Below are 19,025 nucleotides of genomic sequence, written 5' to 3' on the forward strand. Positions count from 1 at the left end.
CCGTACGGCCGGCCCCCGCCGCCCCCCGCCGCCCAGCGGGCTGATCATCGTGGACAAACCGCCGGGCTGGACCTCCCACGACGTGGTGGCCAAGCTGCGCGGCGTGGCCGGCACCCGCAAGGTCGGCCACGCGGGCACCCTGGACCCGATGGCCACCGGCGTGCTGGTGACCGGGGTGGAGCGGGCCACCCGGCTGCTCGGCCACCTGGCGCTCACCGAGAAGTCCTACGACGGCACGATCCGCCTCGGCAGTTCCACCAACACCGACGACGCCGAGGGCGAGACGGTGGCCACGACCGACGCCGGGCGGGTCACCGAGGCCGAGATCCTGGCCGGCACGGCCCGGCTGACCGGCCGGATCATGCAGGTGCCGCCGCAGGTCAGCGCGATCAAGGTGAACGGCGAGCGGGCCTACCGGCGGTCCAGGGCGGGGGAGAACGTCGAGCTGTCGGCCCGCCCGGTGACGGTGTCGGCCTTCCAGGTCGTCGCGATCCGCCGCGAGGGCGCTTTCATGGACGTCGATGTGTCGGTGGACTGTTCGAGCGGTACCTACATCCGCTCACTGGCCCGCGACCTGGGCGACGGGCTGGGCGTGGGCGGCCACCTGACCGCGCTGCGCCGCACCCGGGTCGGGCCCTACTCGCTGGCACTCGCGCACACCATGGACGAACTGGCCAAGGAGTGCGTGATCCTGCCGATCGCCGAGGCGGTGACCGCGGTGTTCCCGCGCCGTGAGCTGACCGAGGAGCAGGCCAGGCTGGTCGCGCACGGCGGGCGTCCGCCGGCGGCGGGCCTCGGTCCCGGCCCGGTGGGGGCCTTCGCCCCCGACGGCACGCTGGTCGCGCTGCTCACCGAGGAGGGCGGGGTCGCCAAGCCGCTCGTGGTGTTCGCCCCGTAGCCGGTCAGGGCACCCGGGCGACCAGGATGTCGCGGATGATCGCCTGGTCGACCCGGTGCTCGAAGGCCAGGTACGGTTCGGTGTCGAGCACGTCCAGGCCGCTTTCGGCGAGCACGCCGGCGAGTTCGGCGCGCGGGGCGACGTAGGTGTTGAACGAGATGCCCACCGCCCCGCCGGGGCGCACCAGCTCCCGCCACAGCGGCACCGCCCGCCGCAGCAGTGCCATCGGGCTGCGGGACAGGCCCTCGCCGCCGCCGCGGGTGCCGTGCTGCACGCCGTAGGGGGCGTCGGTGACCAGCAGGTCGAAGGAGCGGGCGCGCAGCAGCTCGCGACTGCGCAGGGTATCGGCGTTGATCATGGTGATCCGGTCCACCTCGCCTGCCCTGTAGCGCTCCTTGGTGCGCCCGATGTCCACCTGGAAGCGCCGGCCGATCAGGGCGCGCTCGCGCCTGATGGGGGTGGTCTCGGCGGAGTGCTTGAGGCGGTGGTTCTTCAGCCAGGTGCGCAGGAACGCGGAGTAGGCGTCGAAGTCCTTGCCGTCCACGTCGATGCCGGTGGCGTCGTAGCCGTACATCAGGGCCTGGTTGAGCGTGGTGCCCCGGCCGCACAGCGGGTCCAGCACCGACAACTTGCGCTCCAGCATGTCGGCGGGGCGGGCGGCCGACACGGCGGTGACGTTGAGCAGCAGCCGGGTGAAGTGCTCGTTGGTCTTGCCCACGTACTTCAGGATGGTGACCAGGTCACCGGCGAAGGAGTCCAGTGGCCGGACGGCGATCGGGCGCAGCAGCTCGCCCTCGCGCCGGAACAACGCGTACATCGACGACAGGTTGGACAGGAACCGCACGTCGAGGTCGGTCAGCTCGTCGGCCTCGAAGGTGACGTACGGCACGCCCGCGATGCGGGTCTCGGCGATGTCGCCGACCCGGCCGCCGAGCGCGGTGCGGTTGAACACGGCCAGCTCACCGAGGGTCAGCCTGATCGCGCTCTCGCCGTAGACGCGGTTGAAGGCGGGAAGGATCAGAAGCGCGAAAGTTGCCATGGACCTTGTACTCGCTGGGAAGGGGTGACCGATGGGCGCGCCCGGCACGAGGATCGGTGCGCGATGCGCCGGAGGTTCGTCCGGGTGATTATATGGCCGTCGCCGTACCGAACCTGCGTGCCCGGCGGGCGGCCCGGTGCCGCGCGAAAGTCCGGCACATGGCAGTCTTGTCCGGGAAGATGTTGGTCGCAGGGATCACCGACAGGATCGAGGTCAACGTGCGAAGCTGGCACGGGCTGGGAAACGTGCCCGAAGACCTGGGCGGGTCTGTGGTTACGATCGGTGTCTTCGACGGGATTCACCGCGGGCACCAGCGGGTGCTCGGGAGGGTCGCCGAGATCGCGGCCGAGCGGGGGCTGCCCTCGGTGGTCGTCACCTTCGACGTCCATCCGGAGGAGATCCTGCTCCCCGGCACGCATCCGCCCATGCTCACCACACAGCGGCACCGCATGGAGATCTTCGAGGACCTCGGCATGGACGAGGTCTGCGTGCTGCCCTTTACCGTGGAGCTGTCCCGGCTCTCGCCGGAGGAGTTCGTGCGGACGGTGCTGGCCGACCGGCTGCGCCCGGCGGTCGTGGTGACCGGTGAGGCGTTCCGCTTCGGCCACCGCACCTCGGGTGACGTCGAGACGCTGCGCACCCTGGGCGACGAGCACGGCTTCACGGTCGAGACCGTCCCGCGCGCCGAGGTCGGCGGGCAGGCGCAGGGCCTGGTGTCGGCGGGCATGGTGCGCGCGCGGGTGGTGGCCGGTGACGTGGAGGCCGCCGCGGCGGCGCTCGGGCGTCCGCACCGGGTGGAGGGCGTGGTGGTCCGCGGCCACCAGCGGGGACGCAAGCTGGGCGTGCCGACCGCCAACGTCGAGTCGCCGCCGCACACCGCGATCCCGGCCGACGCCGTGTACGCGGGATGGCTGCGCTGCGTGCCGAGGGACGACGTCCCGGCCGCCTACGGCGGCGAGCGCTGGCCCGCGGCGATCTCGATCGGCACCAACCCGACCTTCGACGGCGTGGTCCGCACGGTGGAGGCCCACGTGGTGGGCCGCGACGACCTCGATCTGTACGGCACGCACGTCGCCGTGGAGTTCGGCTACCGGCTGCGCGACCACTCCAAGTTCGAGAGCATCGACGCGTTGATCGAGCAGATGCGCGCGGACATCGCGGAGACCCTCAGGCTCACCGGCTGACCGGCAGCGCGTACGGTGCCCCGGGGCCGCCCGAGACCGGCCCCGGGCCGTCGATGTGCCGTGGCTGCGATGCGTGATGGTAGCCTTACATGTCAGCTCGGTTGGGGTGGCGCTGCATGCTGCCCGCCGACTCTGCCACGGCGACTGTAGGCACGCACGGTCGTTTCGGGTTTTTTCGCATTTAGCGCGTGCCCTTGGATGAGATAGAGGAGAGCCGTGTCCCTCGACACCGCCGCGAAGAAGTCGATCATCGCTGAGTATTCCACCGGAGACGGGGACACCGGGTCCCCCGAGGTGCAGATCGCGCTGCTCAGCAAGCGGATCAGCGACCTGACCGAGCACATGAAGGTCCACAAGCACGACTTCCACAGCCAGCGCGGTCTGCTGCTGCTGGTCGGCCGGCGCCGCCGGCTGCTGAAGTACCTGCAGAGCAATGACATCGGGCGGTACCGCTCGCTCATCGAGCGGCTCGGACTCCGCCGATAAACTAGGAAGGGAGCGGCGCACGCCGCTCCCTTCGCGTATCGCCCGCGTGCTGATGAGGCGGCGGAAGAGGAGCGGGACACGACGCTCGGATCGCACTTCCCGGCCGGATGGGCGATCGGCACAACTGAAGACAACTGAACAACCGAGAAAGGCCCCGCGTCCGCGCAGCAAGCGTGCCCCGTGACGCCTGCGGGCCGGTCCTCGGTAGTGGCTTCCGGTGGATGACAAGCGCGGCGACTGGCCGTACGAACCGGGCGCTTCGATCGAAGACCGGCGCTGCACCTGACGGGGGAGATTCAGGACGCGGGAGAGACCGACCGAAGAGGAGGTCCCCCGTGGAGGGTGTCCACACTACCGAAGCCGTCATCGACAACGGTTCATTCGGGTCGAGAACGATCCGCTTCGAGACCGGGCGCCTCGCCCGCCAGGCGGCGGGTTCGTCCGTCGTCTACCTCGATGACGAGACCATGGTCCTGTCCGCGACCACGGCTTCAAAGCAACCTAAGGAAAGCCTCGACTTCTTCCCGCTGACGGTGGACGTCGAGGAGCGGATGTACGCCGCGGGCCGCATCCCCGGCTCGTTCTTCCGGCGCGAGGGCCGCCCGTCCGAGGACGCGATCCTCACCTGCCGCCTGATCGACCGGCCGCTGCGCCCGTCCTTCGTCAAGGGCCTGCGCAACGAGATCCAGGTCGTGGCGACCGTCATGGCGCTGCACCCCGACCACCTGTACGACGTGGTGGCCATCAACGCCGCCTCGCTGTCCACCCAGCTCGCCGGACTGCCCTTCTCCGGGCCCATCGGCGGCGTGCGGGTCGCGCTGATCGACGGCCGCTGGGTCGGCTTCCCGACCCACCCGGAGCTGGAGCAGGCCACCTTCGACATGGTCGTGGCGGGCCGGGTGCTCGAAGACGGCGATGTCGCGATCATGATGGTGGAGGCCGAGTCCACCCGCGACACGCTCAAGCTCGTCGCCGGCGGCGCGGTCGCCCCGACCGAGGAGACCGTGGCCGAGGGCCTTGAGGCGGCCAAGCCGTTCATCAAGGTGCTGTGCGAGGCGCAAGCCAAGCTGGCCCAGGTGGCCGCCAAGCCGACCGCCGAATACCCGATCTTCCTGGACTACCAGGAGGACGCCTACGAGGCGGTCGCGGGCGCGGTCAAGAGCGAGCTGGCCGCGGCGCTGACCATCGCCGCCAAGCAGGAGCGCGAGACCGAGCTGGACCGCGTCAAGGCGCTCGCCGCCGAGAAGCTGCTGCCCGACTTCGAGGGCAGGGAGAAGGAGCTCGGCGCGGCGTTCCGGTCACTGACCAAGCAGCTCATGCGCGAGCGGGTGATCCGCGAGGGCGTGCGCATCGACGGGCGCGGTGTGAAGGACATCCGGCAGCTCAGCGCCGAGGTCCACATCGTGCCCCGGGTGCACGGCTCGGCGCTGTTCGAGCGCGGCGAGACCCAGATCCTGGGCGTCACCACTCTGAACATGCTCCGCATGGAGCAGACCATCGACACGCTCAACCCCGAGCGCACCAAGCGCTACATGCACAACTACAACTTCCCGCCCTACTCCACCGGTGAGACCGGCCGGGTGGGCTCGCCCAAGCGGCGGGAGATCGGGCACGGCGCGCTCGCCGAGCGGGCGCTGATCCCGGTGCTGCCCACGCGCGAGGAGTTCCCGTACGCGATCCGGCAGGTCTCCGAGGCGGTCGGCTCCAACGGCTCGACCTCCATGGGCTCGGTCTGCGCCTCCACGATGTCGCTGCTGGACGCGGGCGTGCCGCTGGCCAAGATGGTGGCCGGCATCGCGATGGGCCTGATCCACGAGGGCGGCGACTACGTCACCCTGACCGACATCCTCGGCGCCGAAGACGCCATGGGCGACATGGACTTCAAGGTCGCCGGCACCGACGAGGTGATCACCGCCCTGCAGCTCGACACCAAGCTCGACGGCATTCCCGCCAACGTGCTCGGCGCCGCGCTCAAGCAGGCCAAGGCCGCCAGGCTGGCCATCCTGGACGTGATGCAGGAGGCCATCGACTCCCCGGCGGAGATGAACCCGACCGCGCCGCGGATCATCACGATCAAGGTCCCGGTCGACAAGATCGGCGAGGTCATCGGCCCCAAGGGCAAGATGATCAACCAGATCCAGGACGACACGGGCGCCGAGATCACCATCGAGGACGACGGCACGATCTACATCGGCGCCACCGACGGCCCGTCGGCAGAGGCGGCCCGCAGCTCGATCAACGCGATCGCCAACCCGCACATGCCGGAGGTGGGGGAGCGCTACCTGGGCACGGTCGTCAAGATCGCCGCCTTCGGCGCGTTCGTCTCGCTGCTGCCCGGCAAGGACGGCCTGCTGCACGTCTCGCAGATCCGCAAGCTGCACGGCGGCAAGCGGATCGAGAACGTCGAGGACGTGATGAGCGTCGGCGAGAAGGTCCAGGTGGAGATCGCCGAGATCGACGCCAGGGGCAAGCTGTCGCTGGTCCCGGTCGAGGTCATCGAGGCCGAGGCACAGAACACCGCCGCGGCCCCCGCTCCGGCCGAGGAGGACGACGAGCGCGCCGAAGGGCGTCCGGAGGGCCGCTCCGGCGGGCGCGGCGACCAGCCGCAGGACGAGGGACGCGGCGAGCGTCCGCGTCGCCAGCGGGTGCGCACCCGCGGCGGACGGGACGACCGCAACACCTGACCGGGCACCGCGAGCCGCGCCGGCCGCGCGGCTCGCCGGTCCGATGACCCCCCGAGCGAACAACAGGGCGGGCCGGACGGCTGCCGGGTGACCGGCCGCGCCGCCCGGTCCGCGAGGAGCCGAGCATTGAACACCCTCACTCTGCATCCCGGCAAGGACGGCGCCGGGACAGTGCGGCGCACCGTACTCCCCGGCGGGCTCCGGGTGGTGACCGAGACCATGCCGACCGTGCGATCCGTCGCCGTCGGCATGTGGGTCGGCATCGGTTCGCGCGACGAGGCCCCCGAGCACACGGGGGCCACGCACTTTCTTGAGCACCTGCTGTTCAAGGGCACTGCGCGGCGCAACGCGCTGGAGATCTCCGCGGCCGTGGAAGGCATCGGCGGGGAGATCAACGCGTTCACCGCCAAGGAGTACACCTGCTACTACGCGCGGGTCCTGGACGAGGACCTGCCGCTGGCCATCGACGTGCTGGCCGACGTGGTGACCTCCTCACTGATCACCGAAGAGGACGTCAAGTCCGAGCGCGGGGTGATCCTGGAAGAGATCGCCATGCACGACGACGACCCGTCCGACGTCGTGCACGAGCAGTTCTCCGCCGAGCTGTACGGCGACACGCCGATCGGCCGGCCCATCCTGGGCACGGTCGAGACGATCGGCGACCTGACCCGCGACCGCATCGTGGAGTACTACCAGCGCTACTACCGCCCGACGCACACCGTGGTGTCGGTGGCCGGCAACGTCTCGCACGAGGCCGTGGTGGAGCTGGTCGCCCAGGCGTACGAGCGGGCGGGCGCGCTCGGCGGCCCCGACGGTCCGGTGCCGCCGCGGCTGTCCGGCCCCGGCGTGCCGGAGCGCTCCGGCGTACGCGTGCTCGACCGCCCCACCGAGCAGGCCAACCTGATCATCGGCACCACCGGCATCAAACGCACCGACGACCGCAGGTTCGCGCTCGGCGTGCTCAACGCGGCGCTGGGCGGCGGCATGTCCTCGCGGCTGTTCCAGGAGATCAGGGAGAAGCGCGGGCTGGCCTACTCGGCCTACAGCTACACCTCCCAGTACGCCGACACCGGCCAGTTCGGCGTCTACGTCGGCTGCCTGCCCGGCAAGATCGACGAGGTGCTCGCCATCTGCCGCGAGGAGCTGGCCAGGGTCGCCGCCCACGGCATCACCGAGGAGGAGATCGCCAGGGGCAAGGGCCAGATGCGCGGCGGGCTGGTGCTCGGACTGGAGGACACCGGGTCGCGGATGTCGCGGATCGGCAAGAGCGAGCTGGTCTATGACCGGTTGCTCTCGGTGGACGACGTGCTGGCCCAGATCGACGCGGTCACCGCCGAGGAGATCGTCGAGGTCGGCCGGGACGTCCTTGAGCGGCCGATGACCCTCGCCGTGATCGGGCCTTACGCCGACAAGGACTTCTCACCGGTGATCGGCTGAGCTGGATTTCGATAGGGTTGGGGCTGTGATCAGGGTAGGTGTGCTGGGCGCCCGCGGGCGCGTGGGCGTGGAGGTCTGCAAGGCCGTCCACGCCGCCGACGACATGGAACTCGCGGCCGCGATCGACCAGGGCGACGCGATCGAGGATCTGGCGGCGGCCGAGGTCGTCGTCGACTTCACCCACCCCGACGCGGTGATGGGCAATCTGCGCTGGTGCATCGAGCACGGGGTCCACCCGGTGGTCGGCACAACCGGGTTCGACGACGAGCGGCTCGGGCAGGTCCGGGGCTGGCTCGCCGAAAACCCCGGGACCAACGTCCTGATCTGCCCCAACTTCGCGATCGGGGCGGTGCTGATGATGCACTTCGCCCAGCAGGCCGCCCGGTTCTTCGACTCCGTCGAGATCATCGAGCTGCACCACCCGAACAAGGCCGACGCGCCCTCGGGCACCGCCCGCCGTACGGCGGAGCTGGTCGCGCAGGCCAGGGCCAAGGCCGGGCTCGGGCCCTCACCGGACGCCACCAGCACCGCCCTCGACGGCGCGCGCGGCGCCGACGTCGAGGCGGTGCGGGTCCACTCGGTGCGCCTGGCCGGGCTGATCGCCCACCAGGAGGTGCTGCTCGGCACCGGCGGTGAGACGCTGACCCTGCGGCACGACACCACCAGCCGCGCGTCCTTCACGCCGGGTGTTCTGCTGGGCGTCCGGCGGATCCGCGAGCTGCCCGGCCTCACCGTCGGCCTGGAGCACCTGCTCGACCTCTGATCAGGCGCCGGCGAGGTAGGCGTCCAGCTCGGCGAGGTAGCCGTCCTTGACCTGCCGGGGCAGCCAGGCGATCTCGAAGGCGTTGCGCTGGAGCCGTACCAGCTCCTCCCTGGTCAGCTCCAGCTCGTCGGCGACCACCGCGAGGTTCTCCGCGACGTAGCCCATGAAGTAGGCCGGGTCGTCGGAGTTGATCGTCACCCGCAGCCCGAGGTCCAGCATCCGCCGGATCTGCGCGGTCTTCGTCGAGCCGGTCACGTAGCCGTTGGAGATCGGGCACACGGTCAGCCCCAGCCCGCGGTCCTTGATCGCCGCGACCAGCGCCGGGTCCTCAAGGGCGTTGACGCCGTGGTCGATGCGGTCCACGCCGATGTCGTGGACGGCCTGGCGGATGTGCTCGGTGGCGTCGTCCTGGTCGACGTCGCAGTGCATGGTCAGCAGGTGGCCCTCGCGCCTGGCCCGCTCGAAGACGGCGGCGAACTTCGCCGGAGGGTTGCCCTTCTCGTCGGAGTCCAGTCCGACCCCGGCGATCCGGTCCCGGTAGGGCAGGCCGGCCACCAGCGTGGCCATCGCCTCGTCGGCCGGGCGGTCGCGCAGGAAGCACATGATCAGCCGGGCCCGCACCCCGAGCAGCCGCTCGCCGTCGAGCAGCGCCCGGTGCAGGCCGTCGATCACCGTGGCGAAGGGCACCCCGCGGGAGGCGTGCGCCTGCGGATCGAAGAAGATCTCCGCGTAGCGGACGTTCTGTTCGGCGGCCTTGCGCAGGTAGGCCGTGGCGAGGTCGTAGAAGTCGGGCTCGGTGCGCAGCACCGCCATGCTCTCGTAGTAGATCCGCAGGAACGAGGGCAGGCTGTCGAACTCGTAGGCGGCGCGGACCGCGTCGGCCCCGTCGTAGGGCAGCGCGATGCCGTTCCGCTCGGCCAGCTCCAGCATCAGCGACGGCTCAAGGGTGCCCTCTATGTGCAGGTGCAGCTCGCACTTGGGCAGCCCGGCGATGAAATCCTTCACGTCGGCCGGCCTAGAAGGCCAGGCCCATCGCCAGGAGGAGGCCGAAGACGAGTTGCAGCCGGCCGGTCTGGCGCAGGCAGTCGATCAGGGCCGGGCCCGTCGCGCCGTGCCGTACGGTGCGGACCGGGCGCGCGGCCACGGCCAGGGCGAGCAGGCAGAGCAGCGCGAGCGGATGGACCACTACGAAGGCCGCGGCCACCGCGAACGGCACGAGCATCGTCACGGTGTAGAGCGTGCGGGTGCGCGCGTCGCCGACCAGCACCGCCAGGGTGCGTTTGCCGGCCGCCCGGTCGCCGTCGAGGTCGCGCAGGTTGTTGACGATCAGCAGCGCGCAGGCCAGCAGCCCCACGGGCACGGCGGCCGCCAGGGCCAGCCAGGGCAGCCGCTCGACCTGCACGTAGGTGGTGCCGGCCACGGCGACCACGCCGAAGAAGACGAAGACCGACACCTCGCCGAGCGCGCGGTAGCCGTACGGGCGCGAGCCGCCGGTGTAGAACCAGGCCGCGGCGATGGACAGCGCGCCGACCGCCACCAGCCACCACGCCCTGGTGACCACCACCAGCACGAGCCCGGCGACCGCGGCGGCGGCGAAGCAGGCGATGGCGGCGGTCAGGACCGCGCGCGGGCTGGCCGCGCCCGAGGCGACCAGGCGCATCGGGCCGACCCTGGCATCGTCGGTGCCGCGCACGCCGTCGCTGTAGTCGTTGGCGTAGTTGACGCCGATCTGGAGCAGCAGCGCCACGGCGAGGGCCAGCAGGGCCCGCCACCAGACCACGCCGCCCTCGGAGGCGGCGACGCCGGTGCCCACCACCACGGGGACCACGGCGGCGGGGAACGTGCGGGGGCGGGCCCCCGCGACCCACTGGCCGGGCGTGGCCGAAGTCGTCTCGCTCACGGGCGGATGTCCGTGGTCATGCGGATCATCCGCACCGGCCGGCCCATGTCGAGCACCCGCTCCGCGCCGTCTTCGCCCCACCCGGAGGACTCCAGGAAGGCCAGCATGGCGTGGTTGTCGGCGAACACCCAGGCGATCAGCGAGGAGAACTCGTCCTGGCGCAGGTAGTCGACCGTGGCGTGCAGCAGCCTGCTGCCGTGGCCGCGCCTGATGTGGTCGGGATCGACCAGCAGCGAGAGCAGCTCCGCGGTGACCGTGGGGTCGGTGTCCGGGTCTTCGGCGGGGGCGTGCGAGGCCAGGCCGACGACCTTCTCCGGGGCGGCCGAGGACGCGGCGGCCGCGATGCCACCGGGCCCGAGCGCCGGGAAGGCGTCGGTGTCGAGGACCCGCTCGATCGCCACCAGCAGCCGGTGGCGAGGGGTCGGTGGGGAATCGACGGCCTCCTCCCACTGGCGCTGCCACAACTCCTCCGCGGCCGGGCCGGTCATCTGCTCCAGCGGTCCCTCGGGCAGGAACTCGCGGTATCCCAACCGCCAGGCCCTGATCTGGGCACGGGTAACCGCCACCACGTCTTCGTGGCGCGCCACCCGCACGCCTACGTCTGCCATCTCGGCCCCGCTCCTTCGCAATGCCGTCGTGCCGCCTGGACCTGGCCGCGAGAGATCTGTCCGGTGGCGTGGCGCGATCGTCGAACCGGAGGAGTCCGCGGTGCAGGCACTCCAACCGTATCGGGGAATCGCGGTCAAGAAGGACGCGTACGGTGCTGTCTTGCTCGGTAAGCGCGGGTTTTTGTGCGATTGCCGCAGACTCGCATCGAACACCAGGCCCTTGAGCGGTTCTTGGAGGCGTCGATGAACGCCCACCGGCAGGTGCCCTCGGCGCACACCTTGAGCCGCCGCCAGGTGCCGTCGGCCTGGGCGCGGGCCACCGCGGCGGCGATGGCGGCGAGGCCGCCCCTGACGCCCGCCGCCAGCGGGGCGAGGCCCGGCCCGGCCGGGGTGAGGCGGACGCGCAGCGGCAACGCCCGCAGCGCCTCCTCCAGGGCCTCCTGCGCATCCCCCTGGAGGAGACCCGCCATGAGGGCCCTGCGCAGGCCCTCACGCAGGCACACGGCCAGTGTGAGGTCGTCGTCGGTCGCCCGGTCGCCCGGGGCGGTCAGCGCGCGCTCGCGCAGCCACACCGACAGCTCGGCGGGGGAGGCGAGGTCGTCAGTGTCGTCTTCGACGTCGTAGGTGTTGACGAAGTCGCGTACGAGCTCGGCTGCGCTCGTCATGTCCTGGTCACCTCCGGGGGACACTGTATGCCAGCTCGGGGACGTTTCTACGGCACCACCGGCCCGCCGGTCCGCGCGGTCGAAAGGCGCAGGGCCACGGCCAGCCGGCGCACGCCCTCGTCCAGCTCGGTGGTGTGGGCGGCGGCGATGTGGGTGACCCGGATGTACGGCCCTGGCGGCTCGGCCGGGTAGAAGATGCGGCCCGGGCTGATCAGCACCCCTTCGCGGCGCGCGGCGTCCACCAGCGCGGCGTCGTCGAGGTCGGGCGGCAGCCGCAGCCACAGGTGCAGGCCGCCCTGAGGGATGTGGTGGATCTCCAGCTCGGGGGCGCGGGCGGCGAGCGAGGCGACCAGGGCGTCGCGCCGGGCCGCGATCTGGGCGGCCATCGCCGCGATGTGCCTGCCCCACGCCGGGGAGCCGGTCAGCTCGACCACCGTCTCCTGCAGCGGGCGCGCGACGAAGAACGACTCCACGACCTGGGCGGCGCGCAGCCGGTGGGCGGCCGGGCCGCGCGCGGTGACCCCCGCCACCCGCAGGCTGGGCGCGACGGCCTTGCTGAGCGAGTTGACGTGGACCACCGTGCCGTGCGTGTCCAGGGTCACCATGGACGGCGGCAGCGGCGCGGCGGAGAGGTAGCGGGCGTAGTCGTCCTCGATCACGAACGCCCCGGCGGCCCTGGCCACCGCGAGCACCTGCTCGCGCCGGTCGCGGGGCAGCACCGCGCCGGTGGGGTTGTGCGGGCCGGGCTGGCAGTAGAAGACCCTGGCCCCGGTGATCGCGAACGCCTCGGCGAGCAGGTCGGGGCGCACGCCGTACCGGTCGATGGGGACGGGGTGCGCGCGCAGGCCCAGGGTGCGCGCCGCGGCGAGCGCCCCCGGGTAGGTCGGGGTCTCGACGAGCACCGGCGCGCCGGACGCGGCGAGGGCGCGCAGCGCGTGGGTGAGCGCCGCCTGACCACCGCCGGCGATCACCACGTCCGCAGGCGTCACGTCGCCGCCCGCCTCGGCCGCGAACCAGCGGCGCAGCTCGGGGATGCCGGACAGCGGGGGCATGCCCCAGGAGGCCGCCCGCCGTACGGCACGCGTGGCCGCGGCGGTGAGCGCCTTGGCCGGGCTCAACGCCGGATTGAGGTAGCCGCTGGTCAGCGGGATCGCGTTGTCGTCGGCGAACGGCGTGAGCGGCGGCATCAGCAGGGGCACCACGCCGGAGTCGTCCACCACCCGGTCGCCGAGCGCGACCGTCTGCCAGGACAGGTCGGCGCTCTCGCCCCGGGGCGCGGCGGGGCGGGCCACGTAGGTGCCGCTGCCCGGCCTGGTCACCACCCGGCCCTCGGCGGCGAGCACGGCCAGCGCCCGGGAGACGGTCACCGGGCTCACGCCGTGCGCCCGCACCAGCTCGCGGCTGGACGGCAGGCGGTCGCCCGGGCGCAGGCCCTCGGTCAGCCCGCGCAGCACCGCCGCCAGCGAGGCGATACTGCTATCGTCTTTCATGAGGAACAAGAGTAGCGCTACTGCCGGTGTCACGATAGCGATCGGCGAGCCGCCGGACCGCGCGGCCTGGCGGGGCACCGCGCTGGCCGCACTGGGCGTGCTGGCCTTCTCCGGCACGCTGCCCGCCACGGGGTTCGCGTTGCGCGGCTTCGACCCCTACCTGGTGGGCGTCGGCCGCGCGGTCGGCGCGGGGCTGATCGCCCTGGCCTGTCTGCTGGCCCGGCGGGAGCCGCTGCTGCCACCCCGGCGCGACCTGCCCGGTTACGCGGTCATCGCGGCGGGCATCGTGTTCGGGTTCCCGATCTTCAGCGCGCTCGCGCTGGGGCTGGGCGCGAGCAGTTCGCACGGGGCCGTGGTGATCGGGCTGCTGCCCGCGACGACCGCCGCCGTGGCGTTCCTGCGGGCCGGTGAACGCCCGAGGCTCCGCTTCTGGATCGCGTGCGGGGCCGGTGCCGTGGTGGTGACGGCCTTCGCGCTGTACGGCGGCGGCGGGCACATCACCCTGGCCGACCTGCTGCTGCTCGCCGCGCTGCTGGCGGCGGCGGCCGGATACACCGAGGGCGGGCGGATGTCGCGGCGCACGCCGGGGTGGCGGGTCATCTCCTACGCGCTGGTCCTCTCGCTGCCGCTCACGATCCCGCTGACGGCCGTGCTGGCGGCGGTGACCGAGGTACGTCCCGGCGGGGCCGCGCTGGCGGGGTTCGCCTACGTGACGGTGGTGTCGATGTTCCTGGGCTTCATCCCGTGGTACGCGGGGCTGGCGGCGGGCGGAATCGCCCGGGCCGGGCAGGTCCAGCTCATCCAGCCCAGCCTGACTCTGGTCTGGTCGTGGTGGCTGCTCGCGGAGCCCGTCGGGGTGGTCACGGTGGCGGGCGCGCTGGCCGTACTGGCGTGTGTCGCCATCACGCAGCACAGTCGCGCTTGAAAGCCATGACATGGAGTCGCAGGATGAGAGGCAGGGTGTAATAGCCGTTGACGAGGGGTGCAGCATGGCGGACCTCAGAGTTCCCGAGGGCGGGTTCTGGCCGGCACCGGAGATCCCCCAGCCGAACATCTATCCGATGGAATGGCGGGTCGACACCGAAAAGCTCGCGGCGATCTACGAGAAGTCCAAGCGGGTGGTGTGGAACCCCGCCGACCTGCCCTGGGACTCCCTCGACCCCGCCGACTTCACCCGCGAGCAGCGGCTCGGCATCATGTACTGGTTCTCGGTGCTCGCCAACTTCGACGCCAGCGGGCCCGCCGTGTTCGCCAGGGCGACCATCCACGCGTTCGAGAAGCACGAGGAAGACCCCGTGCGCAAGTGCTTCTTCTCGATCACCCGCGACGAGATGAACCACGAGGAGTGCTGTCAGCGGGCCATCGCCAGGCTGTGGCCGGGCGGGCCGCTGGACTGGGCCCCGGCCGACGACCTGGAGCGCGCGGCCCACAACAACATCGGCTGGCTCTACCACAACGGCGGGCGCTACTGGAACGGCTACAACGCGGCCGTGGGCAGGTACACCCTGCCCGTGCTGTTCACCAGCTTCATGATGGGCGAGATGGCCGCCTCGACGTTGTTCCGCGGCATGTCCTCGGGGACCGAGCACCCGGTGTTCCGCGAGGTCTTCGAGCGGATCGGCCGGGACGAGTCACGACATCTCCAGATCTGCATGACGATCCTGGAGAAGGAGTGGCCAGGCCTCACCGACGACATCCGCTCGACGATCACCCGGCAGTTGCGGGCGGGGTTCGTCTTCCTCTCGATGATCCTCTGGGAGCCGCCCGAGGGCTTCTGGGACCTTCCGCCGTACTTCATGCACAACCACCGTGTGCTGATGGACCACGCCCGCGACGCGGGCCTCGGCGTGCTGTCCTACGCGGAACAGGCGGAGAACTGGCGGACGGCGATGGCCCGGGTGCGGGCCATCGTGGAGCGCTGGGGCATCGAGTTCCCGGCCATCCCCGAACTGGACATCGACGGCGTGGAGGTGGACGTCATCGACCCAGAGGACATCATCCCGGTCTTCTGACCCGCGGGCTCAGGGGCGCACCGGCAGGTTGTAGACCACCCGGAACCGGTCGCCGGACATCACGATGTCACTGGTCTCCACGGGTCGGTCGCCGGCCAGGTGGGTGCGCTCGACGTGCAGCACGTTGACCCCGGCAGGCAGGTCGAGCGCGTCGCGCTCGGCCGGCTCGGGGATGCGGGTCCGGACGCTCTCGACGATCTCCGAGACGGTCAGTCCGGCGGCGGCCATCCTGGCGATGACGCCCTGGCGGCCGTTGCTGCCCTCGGCGGGCATCGCCTGGTCGGGCGGCGGGGGCGCGAGGTCGGCCGGCTCGTAGGAGAAGGCGAGCTGCACCGGCTTGCCGTTGCTGCGGAACAGATAGCGGGCGCGGACCACGGGGGCCGCCTCGCGCAGCCGCAGCCGCTCGGCGATGCCCCGGCTGGCCACGCCCCGCTCCAGCCGCCACACCCAGGTGACATCGACCCCATAGGGGGCGAGGTCGGCGGCGAGCGGCGCGTGGTGGTCGCTCCACCGGGCGCGGTGCAGCGGCACCAGCACCGGCCGCGGCCGGACGTAGTGGCCCGACCCGACCCGGCCGACGATCAGCCCCTCGGCGGCGAGCACTCGCAGCGCGTGCCGGGCGGCGGTCTCGCCGACGCCGTACCTGCGGGTGAGCTGCGCCCGCGAGGGGATCAGGGCGCCGGGTGGAAGCGTGCCGTCGATGATCTGACGCCGTAGATCTTCGACAATGCGCAGGTAGACCGGATCGGAACTGGCCATGTCCATCCCTGTGTGTGCCCGTTGCTCAATCTTGTCGTATCGAGGGGGCGACGCAGGGTAACCGGTTCCGGCTGGAGTTCCAACTTATAGGACGGCGATACGGGTGAAAATATTTCAGCTTGTGTGTAACGCCACGGTAAGGGACAGCGATTCTTGGGGTAGAGGTCGTCGATGTGTGTACCCCCGAGCACATATCGGCGGCCTCTTTTTCACCGGCTCTGGCCGCGGCCGTCCGGGGCCTTCCCGGGGGCGGCCGAGGTCACCGCCGGGCAGGCCGCGCAGGCGGCGAACGGCGCGGGCCGGGGTGGCGGGGTCCACTGTCCCCGCCGTTCCGGGGTACCGTTCGGTCTATGGCATCGCCCACTCGAACTCCGGACGCCCCTTTCGGCCGCATGCTGACCGCCATGGTGACGCCGTTCACCCCGGACGGCGCCCTCGACTACGACGGCGCCCAGCGCCTCGCCGCCTATCTGGTCGACGAGCAGCGCAATGACGGCCTCATCGTGAGCGGGACGACGGGCGAGTCGCCCGTCACCAGCGACGAGGAGAAAGAGCGGCTGCTGCGCGCGGTGGTGGAGGCGGTCGGTGATCGCGCCACCGTCGTCGCCGGGGCGGGCACCTACGACACCCACCACAGCATCGAGCTGGCCAGGCGATCCGAGCGCGCGGGCGCGCACGGGCTGCTGCTCGTCACGCCCTACTACAGCAAGCCGCCCCAGGAGGGCGTCTACCGGCACTTCACGGCGATCGCCGACACGACCGGCCTGCCCGTGATGCTCTATGACATCCCCGGGCGCACCGGCACGCCGATCGCCACCGAGACGCTCATCAGGCTCGCCCAGCACGAGCGCATCATCGCCGTGAAGGACGCCAAGGGCGACCTGTTCGCCGGGTCCCAGGTCATGGTCGCGACCGACCTCGTCTACTACTCCGGCGACGACACGCTCAACCTGCCCTGGCTCTCCGTGGGCGGGGCCGGGTTCGTCAGCGTCATCGGGCACGTGGCCGGGGCCGTCCTGGCCCAGATGATCGAGCGCCACCTCGCCGGCGACCCGGCCGGCGCGCTCGCGCTCCACCGGCAGTTGCTGCCGGTCGTGGACGGGATCATGATGCGCGCGGGCGGTGCGATCATGAGCAAGGCCGCCCTGCGCCTGGTGGGGCGGGCCGCGGGCCCGGTGCGCCCGCCGCTGGTGGAGGCGACGCAAGAACAGATCGCCGAGCTGCGGGCCTGCCTCGTGGCGGGCGGGGTGAAGCTGTCGGACATCTGATCATGGGGAGGAATCACCGGTTTGAACAACAGTAGCCACAGCGGGTGGTCCGGTGAACACACCACCGGCACGGCACGGGGGGAGCGCGCATGAGCCATCCGCATCCCGACCTCGGCCCGCCGCCGCCACTGCCCGCGGGCGCGCTGCGCATCGTGGCGCTCGGCGGCCTCGGGGAGATCGGCCGCAACATGGCGGTCTTCGAGTTCGGCGGCCGCCTTCTGGTCGTCGACTGCGGCGTGCTCTTCCCCGAACCCGACCAGCCGGGGGTCGACCTGATCCTCCCGGACTTCGACTACATCCGTGACCGCCTGGACGACATCGAGGCGGTGATCCTCACCCACGCGCACGAGGACCACATCGGCGCGGTGCCGTACCTGCTGCGCGAGCGGCCGGACATCACGCTGGTGGGGTCGCGGCTCACCCTCGCGCTGATCGAGAGCAAGCTCACCGAGCACCGCATCCAGCCGGTCAAGCACGAGGTCGTCGAGGGCGAGCGGCACGCGTTCGGCCCCTTCCAGTGCGAGTTCTTCGCGGTCAACCACTCGATCCCGGACGCGCTGGCCGTCTCGCTGCGCACGGAGGCGGGCATCGTCCTGCACACCGGCGACTTCAAGATGGACCAGTTGCCGATGGACGGCAGGCTGACCGACCTCGGCGGGTTCGCCAGGCTCGGCGCCGAGGGCGTCGACCTGTTGATGTCCGACTCCACCAACTCCGAGGTGCCCGGCTTCGTCACCAGCGAGCGCGAGATCGCCCCGGTGATAGACGACGTGTTCCGCGGCGCCGAGCAGCGGATCATCGTCGCCTGCTTCGCCTCGCACGTGCACCGGGTGCAGCAGGTGCTGGACGCGGCCGACAAGCACGGCCGCAAGGTCGCCTTCATGGGCCGGTCGATGGTGCGCAACATGGGCGTGGCCCGCGACCTCGGCTACCTGAAGGTCCCGCCCGGCCTGATGCTGGACGCCAAGGAGATCGAGCAGTGGCCGCCCAAGGACGTGGTGCTGATCTGCACCGGGTCGCAGGGCGAGCCGATGGCGGCGCTGTCGCGGATGGCCAACCGTGACCACCCGATCCGGATCGCCGAGGGCGACACCGTCCTGCTGGCCTCCTCGCTCGTACCGGGCAACGAGACCGCGGTGAACAAGGTCATCAACGGCCTGACCCGCTGGGGCGCCAGGGTGATCCACAAGGGCAACGCCCGGGTGCACGTCTCCGGCCACGCCGCCGCGGGCGAGCTGCTCTACGTGCTCAACCTCACCAGGCCGTCCAACTTCATGCCGGTACACGGCGAGTGGCGGCACCTGCGGGCGCACGCCAGGCTGGCGGCGCTGACCGGGGTGCCGGAAGACCACATCGTCATCGCCGAGGACGGCGTGGTGGTGGACCTGCTCGACGGCCGGGCCAAGATCGTGGGCGCGGTCAAGGCCGGGTACGTCTACGTGGACGGCAGCTCCGTGGGCGGCGTGACCGACGTGGCCCTGAAGGACCGGCGCATCCTCGGCGACGAGGGGTTCATCTCCATCGTCATCGTGGTCGACTCGACCACGGGCAAGCTCACCGGCGGCCCCGAGGTGCACGCCAGGGGCTCGGGGATCGACCTCGACGCCTTCGAGGCGGTCATCCCGCAACTGGAGCACGCCCTTGAGGAGGCGGCCCTCGACGGGGTCGCCGACGTGCAGCAGATGCGCCGGGTGGTCCGCCGCACGGTGGGCCGCTGGGTGAGCGACACCTACCGCAGACGGCCGATGATCATCCCCGTGGTGGTCGAGGTCTGACCGGCGGGCACCGGCACACCGGAGGGACGGCGGGCGTGAATGCACGCCCGCAGTCCC

At 71.5% G+C, this 19,025-nt stretch carries 17 protein-coding genes; 10 read left to right on the forward strand and 7 right to left on the reverse strand.

Annotation, left to right across the window (positions count from 1 at the left end; translation table 11 throughout):
* The first annotated feature begins 40 nt into the window (after window positions 1–40).
* Window positions 41–898, forward strand: coding sequence for a tRNA pseudouridine(55) synthase TruB (truB, locus tag C1I98_RS00630; protein ID WP_111165112.1), 858 nt, complete (start codon window positions 41–43; stop codon window positions 896–898).
* A 4-nt stretch (window positions 899–902) separates the two neighbouring features.
* On the opposite strand, the gene C1I98_RS00635 is transcribed toward truB, so the two are convergent.
* On the reverse strand, window positions 903–1,937 hold the full coding sequence (locus C1I98_RS00635) for a TRM11 family SAM-dependent methyltransferase (RefSeq protein ID WP_111165073.1): 1,035 nt from the start codon (window positions 1,935–1,937) through the stop codon (window positions 903–905).
* Between the two features lie 218 nt (window positions 1,938–2,155).
* Here C1I98_RS00635 and C1I98_RS00640 point away from each other — a divergent pair, with 218 nt between their 5' ends.
* From C1I98_RS00640 to dapB, 5 genes are all read left to right on the forward strand, one after another.
* The gene (locus tag C1I98_RS00640; RefSeq protein ID WP_111165113.1) at window positions 2,156–3,121 is read left to right on the forward strand and encodes a bifunctional riboflavin kinase/FAD synthetase; all 966 of its coding nucleotides are present in this window, start codon (window positions 2,156–2,158) and stop codon (window positions 3,119–3,121) included.
* A 216-nt stretch (window positions 3,122–3,337) separates the two neighbouring features.
* Window positions 3,338–3,607: a 30S ribosomal protein S15 gene (gene rpsO, locus C1I98_RS00645; protein WP_111165074.1), complete on the forward strand. Its 270-nt coding sequence runs from the start codon at window positions 3,338–3,340 to the stop codon at window positions 3,605–3,607.
* 335 nt (window positions 3,608–3,942) lie between these two features.
* Window positions 3,943–6,291, forward strand: a complete 2,349-nt coding sequence (locus C1I98_RS00650) for a polyribonucleotide nucleotidyltransferase (protein ID WP_111165075.1) — start codon at window positions 3,943–3,945, stop codon at window positions 6,289–6,291.
* Between the two features lie 126 nt (window positions 6,292–6,417).
* Window positions 6,418–7,728 carry a M16 family metallopeptidase gene (locus C1I98_RS00655; protein ID WP_199536632.1) on the forward strand — a complete coding sequence of 437 codons (1,311 nt, stop codon included), beginning with the start codon at window positions 6,418–6,420 and terminating at the stop codon, window positions 7,726–7,728.
* Window positions 7,729–7,753: 25 nt separating this feature from the next.
* Window positions 7,754–8,491: a 4-hydroxy-tetrahydrodipicolinate reductase gene (gene dapB, locus C1I98_RS00660; protein WP_111165077.1), complete on the forward strand. Its 738-nt coding sequence runs from the start codon at window positions 7,754–7,756 to the stop codon at window positions 8,489–8,491.
* Here the strand turns inward: dapB and add are convergent, their stop codons facing one another.
* The 5 genes from add to C1I98_RS00685 form a co-directional block, all read right to left on the reverse strand.
* Window positions 8,492–9,496, reverse strand: coding sequence for an adenosine deaminase (gene add, locus C1I98_RS00665; protein WP_111165078.1), 1,005 nt, complete (start codon window positions 9,494–9,496; stop codon window positions 8,492–8,494).
* Window positions 9,497–9,506: 10 nt separating this feature from the next.
* The gene (locus C1I98_RS00670) at window positions 9,507–10,391 is read right to left on the reverse strand and encodes a 1,4-dihydroxy-2-naphthoate polyprenyltransferase (RefSeq protein WP_111165079.1); all 885 of its coding nucleotides are present in this window, start codon (window positions 10,389–10,391) and stop codon (window positions 9,507–9,509) included.
* On the reverse strand, window positions 10,388–10,999 hold the full coding sequence (locus tag C1I98_RS00675) for a GNAT family N-acetyltransferase (protein ID WP_111165080.1): 612 nt from the start codon (window positions 10,997–10,999) through the stop codon (window positions 10,388–10,390). The genes C1I98_RS00670 and C1I98_RS00675 overlap by 4 nt, the downstream gene beginning before the upstream one ends.
* Before the next feature lie 134 nt (window positions 11,000–11,133).
* Entirely contained in the window at window positions 11,134–11,664 is a 531-nt protein-coding gene (locus C1I98_RS00680; protein ID WP_111165081.1) for a CGNR zinc finger domain-containing protein, read from the reverse strand.
* Window positions 11,665–11,711: 47 nt separating this feature from the next.
* A complete protein-coding gene (locus C1I98_RS00685; RefSeq protein ID WP_111165082.1) occupies window positions 11,712–13,154 on the reverse strand; it encodes an aminotransferase-like domain-containing protein in 1,443 nt (480 codons plus the stop codon).
* Between C1I98_RS00685 and C1I98_RS00690 the strand changes: the two genes are divergently transcribed.
* Window positions 13,153–14,079, forward strand: coding sequence for a DMT family transporter (locus tag C1I98_RS00690; RefSeq protein ID WP_111165083.1), 927 nt, complete (start codon window positions 13,153–13,155; stop codon window positions 14,077–14,079). The genes C1I98_RS00685 and C1I98_RS00690 overlap by 2 nt on opposite strands.
* A gap of 64 nt (window positions 14,080–14,143) precedes the next feature.
* The gene (locus C1I98_RS00695; RefSeq protein WP_111165084.1) at window positions 14,144–15,166 is read left to right on the forward strand and encodes a hypothetical protein; all 1,023 of its coding nucleotides are present in this window, start codon (window positions 14,144–14,146) and stop codon (window positions 15,164–15,166) included.
* Between the two features lie 9 nt (window positions 15,167–15,175).
* Here the strand turns inward: C1I98_RS00695 and C1I98_RS00700 are convergent, their stop codons facing one another.
* Complete coding sequence (locus tag C1I98_RS00700) at window positions 15,176–15,925, reverse strand: GntR family transcriptional regulator (RefSeq protein ID WP_111165114.1); 750 nt, start codon at window positions 15,923–15,925, stop codon at window positions 15,176–15,178.
* Window positions 15,926–16,275: 350 nt separating this feature from the next.
* Between C1I98_RS00700 and dapA the strand changes: the two genes are divergently transcribed.
* Both dapA and C1I98_RS00710 read left to right on the forward strand, forming a co-directional pair.
* On the forward strand, window positions 16,276–17,193 hold the full coding sequence (gene dapA, locus C1I98_RS00705) for a 4-hydroxy-tetrahydrodipicolinate synthase (protein ID WP_111165085.1): 918 nt from the start codon (window positions 16,276–16,278) through the stop codon (window positions 17,191–17,193).
* An 89-nt stretch (window positions 17,194–17,282) separates the two neighbouring features.
* Window positions 17,283–18,968 carry a ribonuclease J gene (locus C1I98_RS00710; protein WP_111165086.1) on the forward strand — a complete coding sequence of 562 codons (1,686 nt, stop codon included), beginning with the start codon at window positions 17,283–17,285 and terminating at the stop codon, window positions 18,966–18,968.
* Window positions 18,969–19,025: the final 57 nt, after the last annotated feature.

The organism is Spongiactinospora gelatinilytica, from assembly GCF_003236385.1.
Classification (GTDB): Bacteria; Actinomycetota; Actinomycetes; order Streptosporangiales; family Streptosporangiaceae; genus Spongiactinospora; species Spongiactinospora gelatinilytica.

Coding starts and splice junctions, on each gene's coding strand:
- C1I98_RS00680 (WP_111165081.1), bottom strand. CDS start 11,664: ATGACGAGCGCAGCCGAGCTCGTACGCGACTTCGTCAACACCTACGAC.
- C1I98_RS00700 (WP_111165114.1), bottom strand. CDS start 15,925: ATGGCCAGTTCCGATCCGGTCTACCTGCGCATTGTCGAAGATCTACGG.
- C1I98_RS00710 (WP_111165086.1), top strand. CDS start 17,283: ATGAGCCATCCGCATCCCGACCTCGGCCCGCCGCCGCCACTGCCCGCG.
- C1I98_RS00690 (WP_111165083.1), top strand. CDS start 13,153: ATGAGGAACAAGAGTAGCGCTACTGCCGGTGTCACGATAGCGATCGGC.
- C1I98_RS00695 (WP_111165084.1), top strand. CDS start 14,144: ATGGCGGACCTCAGAGTTCCCGAGGGCGGGTTCTGGCCGGCACCGGAG.
- C1I98_RS00635 (WP_111165073.1), bottom strand. CDS start 1,937: ATGGCAACTTTCGCGCTTCTGATCCTTCCCGCCTTCAACCGCGTCTAC.
- C1I98_RS00675 (WP_111165080.1), bottom strand. CDS start 10,999: ATGGCAGACGTAGGCGTGCGGGTGGCGCGCCACGAAGACGTGGTGGCG.
- dapA (WP_111165085.1), top strand. CDS start 16,276: ATGGCATCGCCCACTCGAACTCCGGACGCCCCTTTCGGCCGCATGCTG.
- C1I98_RS00685 (WP_111165082.1), bottom strand. CDS start 13,154: ATGAAAGACGATAGCAGTATCGCCTCGCTGGCGGCGGTGCTGCGCGGG.